Here is a 13,103-nt window from a genome sequence, read left to right on the forward strand (position 1 = left end):
CCTTGCAGTTTTTGCAAGGGGCGGGGGCTTTTTTTATTTTCTTCTTAATTAGCACGCGAACAGTTTGGTCAACTAAGAGAGGAGTGCTTTTTATGAATTTTAAAGTACCTAAAGGAACACAGGATATTTTACCGGGTCAATCCGAAAAATGGCAGTATGTAGAACGTGTCATTCGAGATTTATGTGATAAATATCGCTATAACGAAATTCGCACACCAATGTTTGAATCAACAGAACTATTTCAACGTGGTGTAGGCGATACAACGGATATCGTCCAAAAAGAAATGTACACATTTACGGACAAGGGAAATCGTTCGTTAACATTACGTCCAGAAGGAACAGCTTCAGCGGTACGTGCATATGTGGAGCATAAAATGTTTGGTCAGGCAGATCAGCCTGTCAAACTTTATTACACAGGCCCAATGTTCCGTTATGAACGTCAACAGGCAGGCCGCTATCGCCAATTCGTTCAGTTTGGTGTAGAAGCTATCGGCTCAGCCGATCCTGCGATTGATGCAGAAGTAATGGCACTTGCAATGGATGTGTATACAACACTTGGCTTGACGGATTTAAAATTAGTCATTAATTCATTAGGTGACAAAGAGACTCGTGATGCACACCGCACTGCATTAATCGAGCATTTCACTCCGGTTGTTGGAGAACTTTGCAGTGATTGTCAAAGCCGTCTGGAGAAAAATCCTTTACGAATTTTAGATTGTAAAGTAGATGCGAAACACCCGGCGATGGCAACTGCACCGGCTCTAACAAATTATTTAACGGATTCTTCAGCGGAATACTTCACGAAAGTAAAACAATATTTGGATGTGCTGGGCATTTCCTATGAAGTGGACCCTAACTTAGTACGGGGGCTTGATTACTACAACCATACGGCGTTTGAAATTATGATTACTGGTGATGGATTCGGTTCAATTACGACACTTTGCGGTGGCGGTCGCTATAATGGTCTAGTTGAAGATATTGGCGGACCGGAATCACCTGGTATCGGATTTGCCCTATCCATTGAACGGTTATTATTAGCACTGGAGGCAAAAAATATTGAGCTTGCAACGGGTAATAATCTGGAAATGTATGTTGTAGCAATGGGTGAAGAGGCAAAACTAAAAGCGGTGGAGCTTGTAAGTTCATTCCGTGCAAAGGGCATTTCAGCAGATATGGATTATTTAGACCGGAAAATGAAGGCGCAAATGAAAGCTGCCGACCGTGCTAATGCAAAATTTGTCATTGTACTAGGTGAGTCAGAATTAGAAGAGCAAGCAGTAAACGTCAAAACAATGGAAACAGGCGATCAGACAAAAGTTGAATTCGGTCAGCTTGTCCAATACGTTTTAGAAAACAAATAGTTGGAGGAATAACAATGGCGCAAAGAACACATGCATGCGGTTTAGTAACAGCTGCAGAAGCGGGACAGGAAGTCGTATTAAAAGGTTGGGTACAAAAACGTCGTGACTTAGGCGGATTAATTTTCGTAGATATGCGTGACCGTGAAGGCATCGTACAGGTAGTTTTCGGTGATCAAGCGAAAGACGCTTTAGAACTTGCAAATAAAATTCGTAATGAGTTTGTCATTGAAGTAAAAGGTAAGGTTGTTTTACGTGATGCTACTCAAATAAATAAAAATATGAAAACAGGCGAAATTGAAGTGGCAGCTTCTGAACTGACTATTATTAACGAAGCTAAAAACCCTCCATTCGCAATCGATAACAATGTGGAAGTTTCGGAAGAATTACGTTTGAAATACCGTTATTTAGATTTACGTCGTCCTGTAATGTATGACACATTTAAAATGCGCTCTGATGTAACACGTACAATCCGTAATTTCTTACAAAACGAAGGCTTCCTGGAAGTAGAAACACCAATTTTAACGAAATCAACACCAGAAGGAGCGCGTGACTATTTAGTTCCATCACGTGTACATGACGGCGAATTTTATGCATTGCCGCAATCACCACAGCTGTTTAAACAGCTACTAATGGTAGGTGGCTTTGAGAAGTACTTCCAAATCGCCCGATGCTTCCGTGATGAGGACTTACGTGCAGACCGTCAGCCGGAATTTACACAAGTTGATATTGAAACTTCATTCTTATCAATGGATGAAATTATCGAAATGAATGAGCGTCTTCTTACTCAAGTTATGAAAGATGTAAAAGGCATTGATGTCGTTACACCATTCCCGCGCATGAGCTATAAAGAAGCAATGGACCGTTTTGGTTCAGATAAACCAGATGTACGTTTCGGGCTTGAATTAAAGCAGCTTTCAGACATCGTGAAAGAATCTGCTTTCGGTGTATTTGCAAATGCAGTAGCAAATGGTGGCGAAGTGAAGGCGATCAATGTGAAAGGCGCTGCAGCAAACTATTCTCGGAAAGATATTGATGCATTAGGCGAATTTGCCGGCCGATACGGAGCAAAAGGTTTAGCTTGGTTAAAAGTGACGGAAGAAGGCTTGAATGGTCCAATCGCGAAGTTCTTTGAAGGAGAATCTGCAGACGGAATTATCCATGCAACAGAAGCACAAGCGGGTGACTTATTATTATTCGTTGCAGACAAATCTTCTGTAGTCGCAGACGCTCTAGGCGCATTACGTTTAAAATTAGGAAAAGAATTAGGCTTAATCGATGAGTCGAAATTCGAATTCTTATGGATTGTTGATTGGCCATTATTCGAATACGATGAGGCGGAAGGTCGTTATTATGCGGCTCACCATCCATTCACTCGTCCATTCGATGAAGATTTAGAGTTAATGAATACAAACCCTAAAGAAGTTCGTGCTCAAGCCTATGATATCGTATTAAACGGTTATGAGCTTGGCGGCGGATCACTGCGTATTTATGAGCCGGATTTACAAGCGAAAATGTTTGAACTGCTAGGATTCAGTGAAGAAGAAGCGCGTGCACAATTCGGTTTCCTACTGGAAGCATTTGACTACGGCGTTCCTCCACATGGTGGTTTAGCAATGGGTCTTGACCGATTAGTAATGCTTCTTGCTGGTCGCACAAACTTACGTGATACAATTGCATTCCCGAAAACGGCAACTGCAAGCTGTTTATTGACAGATGCACCATCACAAGTTTCAGATGCACAGCTTGAAGAGTTAAGCTTACGTATCGCAGCAACAGCAAAAAAATAAAAAGTGAAGGTATTTCTTCTCTCGGGAAGAAGTACCTTTTCTTAAAAAGTAAAATGGTACCATATATTTCTAATAAGTTAGTTCAATTTTAATAATTTATAAGAATAGAATGTTTTCGATTGAATAATCAGAATATTGGTGTTAATATATCCTTAATACGAATCCTGAAGTGTTCGTCGCTATATTTGTTACTAGACACTTTTGACCGAACAATAAATCGTTGGGAGCTACTATTACCGTAGAAGCAAACATGCCCCATTTGGAGCGGGAAGTTTAACGCTGCGATTAGTGCACCCCCTTGCTATAGACGCGGGATCAAAACGATGTTGTAGCAAGACGGCATATTTGGGATTCGTCAATTTCTAATTTTACTCTTCTGCTTTCATGTAGAAGAGTATTTTTATTTTGCGTTCAAAACCGGGATTGAAGCATTCACGAAGCAAAATTATCGGAAATGCTACTTTCTGTCATTATATTGTTGCTTGCATCTCGTAATTGATGTCGATATAATGCCTAGTAGAATGATAAAGATTGAGGGGTAAAATTAGATGTTACATCAATTTTCACGAAACGAATTAGCTATTGGAACAGAAGGGTTAGAAAAGCTTAAAGAAACGACGGTTGCAATTTTAGGTGTAGGCGGTGTAGGCTCGTTTGCAGCGGAAGCATGTGCACGCAGCGGGATTGGCCGTATCATATTAGTAGATAAAGATAATGTGGATATAACGAATGTTAATCGTCAATTAGTTGCCTATTTATCAACAGTCGGAAAATCGAAATCTGCTGTTATGAAAGAACGCATCGCAGATATTAACCCGGAGTGTGAAGTAATTGATATGCATATGTTTTATACAGAAGAAACATATGAACAATTTTTTGCGCAAGGAATCGATTATGTAATCGATGCATCCGATACAGTGATGTACAAAATCCATATTATGAAAGAATGTTTAAAACGTAACATTCCAATTATTTCAAGCATGGGTGCTGCCAATAAAATGGACCCTACACGTTTCCAAATTGCTGACATTTCAAAAACGCATACAGATCCACTGGCAAAAGTAATTCGTACAAAGCTTCGTAAAGAAGGCATTAAAAAAGGTGTAACTGTTGTATTTTCAGATGAATCTCCAATTGTTGTGCGTCCTGATGTTGCACAATATGTAGGAAAACCAGAAGCTGAAATTCGCAAAGCACAATTACCGCCTTCATCAAATGCATTCGTACCATCTGTTGCTGGCTTAATTGCAGCAAGCTGGGTAATTAATACGATTTTAAAAGATGTCCAAATTAACCGCGTTCAAGGGTAAGCAAGGACTTCTTTAAATAAAAGGATGTGTAAAGGGGTTTTCGGACCCTTTTTACACATCTTTTTTATTGGATATTTGCTATACGATATAAACTAATTTAAACTGTTTTTTTCATTTATAATTTTATTGTGGAAGAGATTAAACAAAAAATTAATATTCCATCAATCACTATATTGCGCAATAAATTACATACTTTATTTAGTTATACAAAAATTTCCTAAGAAAGCTATAACATTATGAATAGTTATTCATTTTTTGATTTAGGTTGTTATTATTGTGGTAAAATAATAAAAATGTTTAAGAAAGGAAGCTTAAAAAAATGGTCATTCAGCAAATGGAGTACCGGGGCTTGAATTTAAATGATGTGATCGGGTCAGTGGAAATTGCGATTGATGCCAATTTAAATACAATCCACATTTATGATACAGATCATATTGTCGAACCTGAATATGATTTTTTAACGAAAAACTTCAAGCTAAGTGAAGGTTTCTGGAAAATGGCGGGTGTAATAAAAGAAAAACAATTATTTTTGAGCAATGATGAAAAAAGATTAGATAGATGGATTGAATCGTTTCAATGGGTTTTTTACAGTTCAGGCCAGTCAATAAAAATTTATAAACAAGGTGTAATGGCGGTTTATAATATCAGTTATATTGCTAACGAAAAGTTATTATACGAAAAATACTTTTCTCGTTTGACAGATGAATCTTTGGATAGCAAATGACATAATATTCTATTAAGAGATTAATTATGGCAAAAATATGGCAGGATTTTAATGATTTTTTCGTTTTTGCAGAAAAATTCCTTTTTTTTGCTATAGTTAATATCGTATTGATAATATGCATGGGGATGCAAGGAGGAACGATAGAATGACAATTGAAATGAAAAATGATTTATTGAATTTGCCGAGTCTGCAGTTGAAAATGGATACAATCGTTTTTGAAAATATCGATACGAAACCAAATTGGTCGAAAGCTTTTGAGCAACTTGATGAATTATTGCATAAAGTAGCGAATAATTTTAATGATTACATCGCGAAAAATAACGGGGAATTACCATCAAGCACTACTTATTGGACACTTTATATGGATATTGCTTCAAAGCTTTTATACTTTACAGGTTTAGCGCATGCAAATTTAATAGCAGAAGATGAAGTGGATGCACGTTCACATGTGATCAAGCTATATGAATTAAGTGCGAGCTGTATCCCAAACGCGCATATTGAAAGTAATGAAGAATTGCTTTCGGAAATTCAAAAGAGTATTCATCAGTTAAATGATGAAGAAGTTAAGCTGACAGTTGCCGACAATGTGGAACAATGTATTAAAGCGTTTAAGCAATTTGCCGAGTCATACGAAAAGTGAATTATAAAAGAGTCATTTTCATTAATGTGAAAATGACTCTTTTTGTGTATTTTATAAATGACGTTTATTTTTTAAAAGATTTCAGCTTTTCATATATGGCGGCCATTCTTTTTTCTTCACCTGCAATGACGGGCTTGTAAAATTCGGTTCCTGCAAGTTCATCCGGTAAATATTGCTGTTGTACCCAGCCGCCGAATGTTCCGATAGGAGAGTCGTGCGGGTATTTATATCCGACATGACCGAGTGTTGCCGCGCCAGCATAATGGGCATCCTTTAGATGATTCGGAATATCCCCGGTTTTCCCTTCATGAATTGCTGCAATCGCGGCATCCAAAGCTTTATAGGCTGAATTCGATTTGTCCGATAAACACATTTCAACGACAGCGGTTGACAGGGGGATGCGCGCTTCCGGCAACCCGAGTTTCACGGCTGCTTCAGTTGCTGCCTGCACATGTGCCCCGACACTAGGATTTGCAAGTCCGATATCTTCATATGCCATGACGAGAAGTCTTCGACACACCGCAACTAAGTCCCCATTTTCGAGTAAATGAGCCAAATAATACAGTGCAGCATTTGGATCACTGCCACGTACCGACTTTTGAAGAGCCGACAATAAGTTATAGAAATGGGAGCCTCCTTTATCCCCAAAAATCCCGATCCTTTTTGCAAGGGCATCAATCGCATTATCATTAATAATAGTTACCCCGTCTTTTTCATCTGAAGCATAATAAACCGATTCCAAAAGGGTTAATGCTTTACGGGCATCGCCATTTGAGGCATTCGCAATTTTTTCGGTTTGCTGTTCTGTAATATCAATAGCTAAATGTCCAAGTCCCCTTTCTTTATCTGACAATGCCTGATTGAGCAACTGGACAATATCAGCGCCTGTTAAGCGTTCTAATTGTAATATTTCCCCGCAGCGTGAACGGATGGCAGGGTTTACATCATGGAAAGGGTTTTCCGTAGTTGCCCCGATTAAGACGATTGAACCGTTTTCTACATGCGGCAGCAATGTATCCTGCTGGAGTTTGTTAAAACGGTGGATTTCATCTAAAAACAACAGGACTTTACCGCTCATTCGTGCATCCATCACGATTTGTTCAATATCTTTCTTTCCGGCATGTGTGGCGTTTAATGCAAAGAAAGGAAGTTTTGAACTGCCGGCAATCGCATTTGCAATTGATGTTTTTCCTACCCCGGGAGGCCCGTACAGCAATATCGAAGGTACATGTCCTTTTTCAATCATTTTAAACAATGGTGTTGCCGGTCCAATAATATGCTGCTGACCAACAACTTCGCGAATTGTACGAGGTCTCATTTTATAGGCGAGCGGTTCATTTTGCATAATATTTCGCTCCTTTTCTTTTCTGTTGAATAAAATGGTTTTGTTAATAATCATAAAGGATTTCCGAGTGGTTTAAAAGGAGTTGTGTTATAATGAATAATATTAAAGGACTAGAAAATAAGAGGTGTAACGATGAAAATATCGACTAAAGGACGTTACGGTTTAACGATTATGATTGAATTGGCAAAGCATTATGGTGAAGGACCGATTCCGTTGCGACAAATTGCTGCGGATAAAGATTTATCTGAAGCGTATTTAGAACAGTTAGTGTCACCACTACGAAATGCAGGCCTAGTAAAAAGTGTCCGTGGCGCATATGGCGGTTATATGTTGGCACATAAGCCAAATGAAATTTCTGCAGCTGATGTCATCCGAGTATTGGAAGGGCCGATTCAGCCGGTTGAAGGAATTGAAAATGAAGAAGCACCACAGCGTGAATTATGGATGCGTATTCGCGATGCAGTAAAAAATGTGTTGGATACAACGACGATTGACGATTTGGCAAAATATACGAATAATGAAGTATCTGACGGCTATATGTTTTACATTTAGTGTTATTTAAAGGAGTTAGTTTGTTTTGAAAAATACAATTTATCTTGATCATGCAGCAACTTCCCCCATTGCACCGGAAGTAATTGAAGTAATGGCACGTGCAATGGTCGAGGAAAGCGGTAATGCATCAAGTATTCACACAGTTGGACGCAGTGCACGTAAAGCACTGGATGACTCACGGGCTAGTTTGGCAGCAAAAGTAAATGCGAAGCCCTCTGAAATTATTTTTACAAGCGGTGGAACAGAAGCCGATAATATGGCGATTTTTGGAACAGCGTATGCGCGCCAAAAAGAAGGAAAACATATTATTACAACAGCAATTGAACACCATGCCGTTTTACATGCTTGTGAAAAGCTTGAAAAAGAAGGTTTCATGGTGACGTATTTACCCGTTGACAAAACAGGGCGAATCCGCGCTGAACAGGTGAAAGAGGCCCTACGTGATGATACCATTTTGGTTACAATAATGTATGGTAACAATGAAGTCGGTACAATCCAGCCTATAGCAGAAATTGGAGCTATCTTAAAAGACCATACCGCTACATTCCATACAGATGCTGTCCAAGCATTCGGACTAGAAAAAATGGATGTAGAAGCACTTCATGTTGATTTGCTGAGTGTTTCTGCCCATAAAATAAACGGTCCTAAAGGAATTGGCTTTTTATATGCAAAAACAGGAGTCAAATTAACAAATATCCTATATGGCGGCTCCCAGGAGAAAAAACGCCGTGCAGGAACGGAAAATGTCCCGGCGATAATTGCGTTTGCAAAAGCTGCCGAGTTAGCAGAACAATCTGCACTACAGCGTATAGAGAAGTACAACGGTTTCAAAAATATTCTAATCGAACAGTTCCAGCATGCGGATATTGATTTTCATCTGAATGGACATCAAAAGAGCGTTTTACCGCATGTATTGAATGTCACTTTCCCCGGAACGGATGTTGAATCATTTTTAATCAATTTGGATATGACAGGAGTACTCGTATCAAGCGGTTCTGCTTGTACGGCAGGTTCGATTGACCCGTCCCATGTACTTGTTGCCATGTATGGACAGAACGCGCCTGAGCTTCGTAGTTCCATTCGTTTCAGTTTTGGGTTAGGATTAACAGATGAGTTAGTGCGGGAAGCAGGGAAGCGTACTGCTGAAATTGTGAAACGACTAACTTCGTAAATTTATAAGAAAGACTTCGCGCCTTTTACGCGATTTGTCTAAGAAAAGGTGAATAGTAAATGGTAGAAACAAGAGATCCATCCCAAATTCGAGTAGTTATTGGAATGAGTGGAGGAGTAGATTCATCAGTAGCCGCGTATCTATTGAAACAGCAAGGCTATGATGTAATCGGTATTTTCATGAAAAACTGGGATGACACAGATGAATTTGGTGTATGTACAGCGACAGAAGATTATGATGATGTAATCGCAGTATGCAACCAAATCGGCATTCCATATTATGCGGTCAACTTTGAAAAACAATATTGGGACAAAGTATTTACGTACTTCCTGGAAGAATATAAAGCAGGCCGTACACCGAATCCTGATGTCATGTGTAATAAAGAAATTAAATTTAAAGCCTTCTTGGAGCACGCACTGGCACTTGGCGCGGATTATTTAGCGACAGGCCACTATGCACGTGTAGCACATGACGAAAACGGTGTGAAAATGCTTCGGGGCATTGATAATAATAAAGATCAAACGTATTTCTTGAATCAGTTAACTTCAGAACAACTGGAAAAGGTCATGTTCCCAATCGGACATTTACCGAAGCCTGAAGTTCGTAAAATTGCGGAAGAAGCAGGTTTGGCTACAGCGAAGAAAAAAGATTCAACAGGAATCTGTTTCATCGGTGAACGTAATTTCAAAGAATTTTTAAGCCAGTACCTTCCTGCACAGCCAGGCAATATGGAAACATTTGACGGTGAAGTAAAAGGTACACACGACGGTTTAATGTACTATACATTAGGGCAACGTCACGGCCTGGGAATCGGAGGCGACGGTGAACCTTGGTTTGTTGTAGGTAAAGATTTAACACGCAATGTATTATATGTTGGCCAAGGCTTCCATCATGATGCATTGTATTCCGATGCGTTGACTGCAGTAAAGATGAGCTTTACTGGGGAAGCGAAAACGGGCACATTTAAGTGCACGGCTAAATTCCGCTATCGTCAGGAAGACTCACCGGTAACAGTAACAATGCGTGAAGACGGTACAGCATATATTGAATTTGCCGAGCCGGTTCGAGCGATTACACCAGGACAAGCTGTTGTTCTGTATGATGGCGAAGAGTGCCTAGGTGGCGGTACAATCGATGGCGTATTTAAAAATAGCGAAAAGTTAACATATGTAGGGTAATAGACGATAGACGTTCATTTAAAATGAGCGTCTATACATATTTATAGAGGTGAAAGAATGGATACAAACTATAATGAAATTGGGATTAAAGCATTTCAGGAAAAGCGTTATGAAGAAGCTGCACAAGCTTTCACACAGGCAATTGAAGCACAGCCGAATGATGCGATCGGTTATGTAAACTTCGGTACTTTGCTAGCTGCGATGGGGGATATCGAACGTGCTGAACGCTTCTTCCAAAAGGCGATCACAGTTGATGAAAAAGCTGCTACAGCGTATTACGGATTAGCAAATTTATATTATGAAGCTGAACGCTATACAGAAGCCGCAAAATTATATCAAAAATCTATCGATTACGGAATTGAAGGGGCAGATGCCTATTACATGCTGGCAAAATCATTTGAACGCGAACAGCAATTCAAGTTGGCCCTGCCATTTATGCAACGTGCTGCGGAGCTTGCCCCAAAAGATCTGCAAATTCGTCTAGCATATGGCATTTTGCTTTGCTCTCTGGAGATGTTCGATTTTGCAAAGCCAGAGCTGGAGTACGTTATTGAGGAAGACTGGAATAATGCGGATGCACATTATAATTTAGGTGTACTATACGCTGTAGCTACATCAGATACCGATAAAGCAAAATATCATTTGAAACAAGCCTATACACTGCAGCCTGAGTTTGATCAGGCGAAGTATTTATATGATATGATTTGCCAACGTTCGAATTAATTTAATAAAAAAATATAAAGTGATGTGTTGGAAAGAGATTGTTTCAACCATCACTTTTTTTATATTAAAATGATATTAAAATGAAATACTTCAGAACAGTAAGTTTATGATATGATGGATGAAACTGACAATTATTTGAGGTGAGATATGTAACATGCACGCTAAAATAGATAAAGCAGATTGTATGTTTTTAATTTCTGATGAGACAATGTACCAATTTCAGCAGTTGATCGATGAACTTAATTTATTCACATTAATACTTCCATTCAGTGAGGAGTCCTACCAACGTTCAGTCATCATATTTGATATTTGGTATTTATTGTCTACTGAAGAAATCGATCGTATTTCCAATCCGGAAAATACGATGATTTATCCAATTCGAAAATTTTTATTGGATACAATTAAAACCTTTCAAATAAGACGCTATATTCAGCTTGCTTTATTAGAAAACGAGAAGCTGGCGTTCATTTGTGCAATTTATATTTATTTAAAGCAGGAGCAGTTTCTCGTGCAAAAATTAGCAGATAATGAGGAAGTGGCGGCAGATTTTCAGGCTTTGAAAGGCTTCAGTAGTAAAAGTTTAAGACCTTATTATGATTCGAAATATATTGAAGTTGAAAATTATCCGCAAAAGCTGGCTATATTGCAAAGTACTATATTAAAAGAATTGCAGGAGCAGTTGATAGAATTCGAACAGGATCTCCTTCACGACTATGAACAAGCAATTGCTGAAGCAAGTGAGATTTATGAAGCTGTATTTGGATTAATCAATGACTGGGGTGGGCGAGTGACATGAAAATTTCAAACCAGATTGAACATTTGCGAAATCTCTTCAATGAAATGCGATATATGGAAGTGATCCAGTTCAGCACGATTACATTACCGATCACACTTGAGGAAAAAAGGTATGAAGAAGCACTCCTATGCTATGAATATTTGGCATCAACATATTTTGAAATAGGGAGCTATCAAAACTTTCATGCGGTCATGGATGATTATGAAAAGCTTTGTTTAACATATGGCAAAGATGAAAATAAGATGGTTTATTACTATTTGTTCAGTCTTGAACATATCTTTACAAAACATCATGATGAATCGATAGAAGCAGCAAAAAAATCGCTTAAATATGCGCATCTTTTGCAAAACGATGAGCTTATAATTATTAATTATTGCAATCTGGCAGCACAGTACCGTTACAAAAATGAACTGGAAAATGCTCATATCGCTATAAAGTTGGCGAAGTATTATAAACAGAAAATTCCTGCTGTCAATGCAACAATCGTTAGAGGTTATTTAGGAGCGCTCTATTATTATGCTTCAACGAATTGTGACATGGAATTTAACCAGATAAAGCACGATATCATGCAGTATCTGGATGGCAAATACCCTTATTATGCCGGGAATATACTGTTTGCGGAAGCGATATTAAACTATAGGGCTGGCTATGGGAATGAAAGCTTGGAAATGTTTGAACAGGCGTTTATTCTATTGGAAAACCAACAGAATTATGTATTATTGTCCGTACTTGAAAGATACCTTCAACGTTTTGGACTAATCGGGCAGTTTCGTTATAAAAAGGAATTGCAGCATCTGATTGAAAAGTATAAAAGTGAGCCGATCAGTGTACGCAAAGTACATAACATACATGCGGACTTTTTTTTCGAAGAGGAAACGACCGCGCTTACAGTTAAATTCCCGCATGTCGTTTCGAAAGAGAGCACCATCGAGTTTGTAGAACATGCGCTAACGAACAATGAGGCGATTTACTGTATTCACTGGTGCTTTATCCCAGATAAAATTGAAGAGCTGTTCGGCACCTTATTTACTGAGCAGTTATTATTTACATTATTTGAATCGATTTATTCGAATATTTTCGAGTATGAGGCAAAGGTTAATGTATTATCGAAAAATGCAGGAGAAGCGTTTATAAAAAATATTTCCGAAAGTGACTTTTTCAAGTTGTTAATGAAGCTGGAGGAGAAGCTTCGAACTACTGCTGTTCATTCGACATCAGGAGTCGTAGAAATCCCGATTCATTTTGGATTTATCCATTCAGACCAATTGAAAAAAGAGGAAATATCATATGAACAATTAGTAGCCTTTGCCGACGCAAGTCTATATTATGCAAAATCAAACGGGCAACTATACATTTACAGTTAATTTAAAATAGTTTGTAAAATTAGGACTGAAACGATACAATAGCAAGTATAGTAAAAGCTATGATGAAAAAAGAGTAGTAAAGCGGCGTTTTTTAGAGAGCTGACGGTTGGTGGAAGTCAGTAAACGTACTTTATGAATGGACTTTCTAGCTG

12 protein-coding genes, 1 other RNA gene and 2 other annotated features (2 of these 15 only partly in view) are annotated in these 13,103 nt (G+C 38.6%); of the genes, 12 read left to right on the forward strand and 1 reads right to left on the reverse strand.

Going from position 1 to position 13,103, the window contains the following annotated elements; translation table 11 throughout:
- Positions 1-6: a binding site (T-box leader), on the forward strand; it begins 230 nt to the left of the window's first position.
- Between the two features lie 86 nt (positions 7-92).
- The 6 genes from hisS to ABS917_RS03355 all read left to right on the forward strand — a co-directional run bounded on the left by hisS (position 93) and on the right by ABS917_RS03355 (position 5,822).
- On the forward strand, positions 93-1,361 hold the full coding sequence (gene hisS, locus ABS917_RS03330) for a histidine--tRNA ligase (RefSeq protein WP_350477665.1): 1,269 nt from the start codon (positions 93-95) through the stop codon (positions 1,359-1,361).
- 14 nt (positions 1,362-1,375) lie between these two features.
- Positions 1,376-3,148, forward strand: coding sequence for an aspartate--tRNA ligase (gene aspS / locus ABS917_RS03335; protein ID WP_350477666.1), 1,773 nt, complete (start codon positions 1,376-1,378; stop codon positions 3,146-3,148).
- Between the two features lie 158 nt (positions 3,149-3,306).
- A non-coding RNA gene (gene ssrS, locus ABS917_RS03340) (6S RNA) lies at positions 3,307-3,504 on the forward strand.
- Positions 3,505-3,696: 192 nt separating this feature from the next.
- Positions 3,697-4,458 (forward strand): tRNA threonylcarbamoyladenosine dehydratase, encoded by a 762-nt coding sequence (locus ABS917_RS03345; RefSeq protein WP_079527771.1) that lies wholly within the window; start codon positions 3,697-3,699, stop codon positions 4,456-4,458.
- A gap of 319 nt (positions 4,459-4,777) precedes the next feature.
- Positions 4,778-5,182 carry an aminopeptidase gene (locus tag ABS917_RS03350; RefSeq protein ID WP_350477667.1) on the forward strand — a complete coding sequence of 135 codons (405 nt, stop codon included), beginning with the start codon at positions 4,778-4,780 and terminating at the stop codon, positions 5,180-5,182.
- A 145-nt stretch (positions 5,183-5,327) separates the two neighbouring features.
- On the forward strand, positions 5,328-5,822 hold the full coding sequence (locus ABS917_RS03355; RefSeq protein ID WP_350477668.1) for a GTPase: 495 nt from the start codon (positions 5,328-5,330) through the stop codon (positions 5,820-5,822).
- A 64-nt stretch (positions 5,823-5,886) separates the two neighbouring features.
- Here ABS917_RS03355 and ABS917_RS03360 read toward each other — a convergent pair whose 3' ends face one another.
- On the reverse strand, positions 5,887-7,167 hold the full coding sequence (locus ABS917_RS03360) for a replication-associated recombination protein A (protein ID WP_350477669.1): 1,281 nt from the start codon (positions 7,165-7,167) through the stop codon (positions 5,887-5,889).
- Between the two features lie 132 nt (positions 7,168-7,299).
- Here ABS917_RS03360 and cymR point away from each other — a divergent pair, with 132 nt between their 5' ends.
- The 6 genes from cymR (at position 7,300) to ABS917_RS03390 (ending at position 12,951) form a co-directional block, all read left to right on the forward strand.
- Positions 7,300-7,719: a cysteine metabolism transcriptional regulator CymR gene (gene cymR / locus ABS917_RS03365; protein ID WP_008408540.1), complete on the forward strand. Its 420-nt coding sequence runs from the start codon at positions 7,300-7,302 to the stop codon at positions 7,717-7,719.
- Between the two features lie 25 nt (positions 7,720-7,744).
- A complete protein-coding gene (locus tag ABS917_RS03370; RefSeq protein WP_350477670.1) occupies positions 7,745-8,890 on the forward strand; it encodes a cysteine desulfurase family protein in 1,146 nt (381 codons plus the stop codon).
- 59 nt (positions 8,891-8,949) lie between these two features.
- Complete coding sequence (gene mnmA / locus ABS917_RS03375; protein ID WP_350477671.1) at positions 8,950-10,068, forward strand: tRNA 2-thiouridine(34) synthase MnmA; 1,119 nt, start codon at positions 8,950-8,952, stop codon at positions 10,066-10,068.
- A gap of 57 nt (positions 10,069-10,125) precedes the next feature.
- Complete coding sequence (locus ABS917_RS03380) at positions 10,126-10,791, forward strand: tetratricopeptide repeat protein (RefSeq protein WP_350477672.1); 666 nt, start codon at positions 10,126-10,128, stop codon at positions 10,789-10,791.
- 154 nt (positions 10,792-10,945) lie between these two features.
- On the forward strand, positions 10,946-11,587 hold the full coding sequence (locus tag ABS917_RS03385) for an ATPase (RefSeq protein ID WP_350477673.1): 642 nt from the start codon (positions 10,946-10,948) through the stop codon (positions 11,585-11,587).
- A complete protein-coding gene (locus ABS917_RS03390) occupies positions 11,584-12,951 on the forward strand; it encodes a hypothetical protein (protein ID WP_350477674.1) in 1,368 nt (455 codons plus the stop codon). Before ABS917_RS03385 ends, ABS917_RS03390 begins: the two co-directional genes overlap by 4 nt.
- 50 nt (positions 12,952-13,001) lie before the next feature.
- Positions 13,002-13,103, forward strand: a binding site (T-box leader); it runs 106 nt beyond the window's last position.

The organism is Solibacillus sp., assembly GCF_040273735.1.
Classification (GTDB): Bacteria; Bacillota; Bacilli; order Bacillales_A; family Planococcaceae; genus Solibacillus.

What these genes read in the sequence shown, in the direction of transcription:
- ABS917_RS03360 (WP_350477669.1), bottom strand. Translation starts at nt 7,167, where the DNA reads ATGCAAAATGAACCGCTCGCCTATAAAATGAGACCTCGTACAATTCGC.
- ABS917_RS03350 (WP_350477667.1), top strand. Translation starts at nt 4,778, where the DNA reads ATGGTCATTCAGCAAATGGAGTACCGGGGCTTGAATTTAAATGATGTG.
- hisS (WP_350477665.1), top strand. Translation starts at nt 93, where the DNA reads ATGAATTTTAAAGTACCTAAAGGAACACAGGATATTTTACCGGGTCAA.
- aspS (WP_350477666.1), top strand. Translation starts at nt 1,376, where the DNA reads ATGGCGCAAAGAACACATGCATGCGGTTTAGTAACAGCTGCAGAAGCG.
- mnmA (WP_350477671.1), top strand. Translation starts at nt 8,950, where the DNA reads ATGGTAGAAACAAGAGATCCATCCCAAATTCGAGTAGTTATTGGAATG.
- ABS917_RS03390 (WP_350477674.1), top strand. Translation starts at nt 11,584, where the DNA reads ATGAAAATTTCAAACCAGATTGAACATTTGCGAAATCTCTTCAATGAA.
- ABS917_RS03355 (WP_350477668.1), top strand. Translation starts at nt 5,328, where the DNA reads ATGACAATTGAAATGAAAAATGATTTATTGAATTTGCCGAGTCTGCAG.
- ABS917_RS03345 (WP_079527771.1), top strand. Translation starts at nt 3,697, where the DNA reads ATGTTACATCAATTTTCACGAAACGAATTAGCTATTGGAACAGAAGGG.
- ABS917_RS03385 (WP_350477673.1), top strand. Translation starts at nt 10,946, where the DNA reads ATGCACGCTAAAATAGATAAAGCAGATTGTATGTTTTTAATTTCTGAT.
- cymR (WP_008408540.1), top strand. Translation starts at nt 7,300, where the DNA reads ATGAAAATATCGACTAAAGGACGTTACGGTTTAACGATTATGATTGAA.
- ABS917_RS03380 (WP_350477672.1), top strand. Translation starts at nt 10,126, where the DNA reads ATGGATACAAACTATAATGAAATTGGGATTAAAGCATTTCAGGAAAAG.